Annotated in this window: 1 protein-coding gene and 1 pseudogene; both read left to right on the plus strand. The window is 72.4% G+C overall.

Translation table 11 applies throughout. The features are described from left to right. Positions 1–1,922, plus strand: a 1,922-nt coding sequence (locus tag R6V09_RS51715; protein ID WP_317888339.1) for a bifunctional serine/threonine-protein kinase/ABC transporter substrate-binding protein, incomplete at its 5' end; no start/stop codon positions are given. A 42-nt stretch (positions 1,923–1,964) separates the two neighbouring features. Then, positions 1,965–2,132: pseudogene (locus R6V09_RS51720) on the plus strand (serine/threonine-protein kinase); the annotation flags it as partial.

A 2,132-nucleotide genomic window follows, 5' to 3' on the forward strand; every position in this document is an offset into this window, starting at 1 on the left:
CGGCGCCGTGGCTGGCGACCGCGTTCGTGCCGGGGCCCTCGCTGGCCGAGGCGGTGACGGAGTGCGGGCCGTTGCCGACGCGGGTGGTGCGGGTGCTGGGCAAGATGCTGGCGCGCGCCCTGGACGCCGTACACCGGGCGGGTCTGGTACATCGGGACGTCAAGCCGGGCAATGTGCTGCTCGCGTTGGACGGGCCCCGGCTGATCGACTTCGGTATCGCCCGGCCCACGGCGGCCGAGGAGACGGAACTGACCTCGGACAGCCTGGTGGTGGGCACTCCCGGGTTCCTCTCCCCGGAGCAGGCCCGTGCGCTGCCTGTGAGTGCGGCGAGCGATGTGTTCTCGCTGGGCTGTGTGCTGGCGTACACGGCGACCGGGCGGCTGCCGTTCGGCACCGGTGCGGCGGACGCGCTGCTGTACCGGACCGTGCACGACACACCGGATCTGGACGGGGTCGAGGACGTCGAACTCCGGTCCCTGCTGGAGCGCTGCCTAGCCAAGGAACCCGAGGCACGGCCCCAAGTCACCGAGATCGACGCCGAGTTGGTCGAGGACGCGCCGACCGGTTCGATCGGCTGGCTGCCGGACCCGGTGGTCCGGATGGTCGCCGACCGGTCGGCGCGGATGCTGGCGCTGCCCGGTATCGAGCCGACCGAGGTCCCTGAGGAACCCGCTCCCCCAAGTCCGGGCCGTCGTCGGGTACTTGCCCTCGCCGCGGGCGGTACGGCGCTGCTCGCGGCCGGTGGCGTGGCGGCGGTGTGGGCGGTACTGCGGAACAACGACCGGACGACACCGGCGAGTTCGGCCACCGGCCCGGACTGGGCCATCGGTGTCCACGCCGATCTGAGCGGCCCGCTCAAGTCTGCGGGGGAGGCACAGTATCGGGCGGCATGGCTTGCCGTCGAGCAGTTCAACACCCGCGAGGACAGGCCGTTCACGCTCACCGTGCGAGTGATGGACGACCGTAGCGAGCTGGTCCAGGCACAGGCGGCAGCACGTCAACTGATCGGCGACCGCGATGTTCTCGCCGTGCTCGGCCCCACCGGTTACGTCTCGGCGCAGAGCGCCCTGGAGATGTACGAGAGCGCCGGGATGCCTCTGGTGACCGTGTCCGAACTCTCGGTCTCCGCCGTCCAGTCGGCGCTGCTGGCCAAGCCCAAGAGCTACTTCCGGGCCGCTCCGCTGGCCGCGTACTGCGCGTTCGCCACCGTCACCGCGCTCACCGCGCAGGGGTCCCGCCGCCCGGGGCTGCTGGTCGACCGGGCGGGCGGCATCACCGGCATGGAGTCCGTCAACGTCGTCCACAGCTCGACCCACGCAGCCGGCATCGCCCTCTACGCCCGGGTCGTGCCCGCGCTCGCGCCCGACGTGTCGACCGTCGTCGCCGACATGCTCGCCCAAGGCGTGGACGGCTTCTACTACACCGGCACTCCCGAGCGTGCCGCCCCGCTCGCCCGCGCCCTGGCCGCACGGGACTTCATCGGACCCCGTTTCCTGGACACTTCGTCGGCCACACCGGCCTTCGTGTCGGCGGCGGGCCCGGCGGGCGAGGGCTGGCAGGTCCTGGCTCCGTACATCGACCCGGCCGCCGCGGCCGTACGACCGTTCGCCACCGCCTACCGCAAGCGGTACAGCACCGCACCGGGCGACTGGGCCGCCGAGGCCTACGACGTCACCCGCCTGCTGGCCGACCGGCTCACGGCTCTGGCCGGGAGCGGGGCGGGCACGGGAACCGGCGAGAGCGCGCCACACCGCCCCACCCGGGCTCAAGTCACCGGCGCGCTCGCCAAGTCCAGGTTCAAGGGCCTGGTCACCACCTACACGTTCGACGCCGATCACCAGCTCGTCACCCGGCAGGTTCAGCGTTACCGGCTCATGGACGGCCGTTTCGCCTATGTCGGCCCGGCCGGGCTGTCTTCCTGACCGCTGGGGAAGCCGTCACCGAGCAGCGACAGGAGCCGCGGGATGCTGGCATTGCGGGCCGAGGACCCGGAGGAGCTGGGCGGGCACCGGCTGCTCGCGAGGCTCGGTGCGGGCGGTATGGGCGTGGTGTATCTGGCCCGTACCGCAGACGGGACGCCGGTGGCGCTGAAGGTGATCCGGGCCGGGTACGCGGCCGACCCCGCCTTCCGG

The organism is Streptomyces sp. W16 (genome assembly GCF_033194735.1).
Taxonomy (GTDB): Bacteria; Actinomycetota; Actinomycetes; order Streptomycetales; family Streptomycetaceae; genus Streptomyces.